Consider the following 572-nt stretch of genomic DNA (forward strand, 5'->3'; position numbering starts at 1 on the left):
GCCAATATTATCCTGGACACCTACGCCACTGCGGGAAATGTCCACGACAGCCAGCCATTGATAGGGCGCCTGAAGCGTCAGTTGGATCGTTTCCCGCTTAATCCCGTCGCGGTCGTACTGGATGCGGGTTATTTTACGGCGCCGGTTTGCCACCTGACCCTGGCGCTGGGTCTGATGCCGGTCATCAGCTATCGGCGCCCCAACAAAGGGCCAAATACCTTTCAAAAGAAACAGTTTATTTATGATCCGCAACAGGATTGCTATGTCTGTCCGCAGGGCGAAACGCTGATTTATACCACCACAGGCCGTCAGGGATACCGCTATTACCGGACGGCTGCGGGTATTTGCCAGAATTGCCCACTGCGGGCGGCCTGTACCCGGGCGAAAAAGGGAAAAACGATCACACGGCATATCTGGGAAGCGGACAAAGAAAAGGCCAGGGACATTCGCTTGAGCCCGTGGGGTAAAAAGGTGCATAAGCGGCGAAAAGAGACGATAGAGCGCAGTTTTGCGGATGCGAAACAGCATCACGGGCATCGTTACGCCCATTTTCGCGGGTTGCTGAAAGTCCA

General features: G+C 54.9%; 1 protein-coding gene. It reads left to right on the plus strand.

Annotation, left to right across the window (positions count from 1 at the left end):
- A partial coding sequence (locus PSI17_RS17265; protein ID WP_273553121.1) for a transposase occupies positions 1–572 on the plus strand: 572 nt, incomplete at both ends.

The organism is Xenorhabdus sp. IM139775 (genome assembly GCF_028598745.1).
In the GTDB taxonomy this organism is placed as follows: domain Bacteria; phylum Pseudomonadota; class Gammaproteobacteria; order Enterobacterales; family Enterobacteriaceae; genus Xenorhabdus.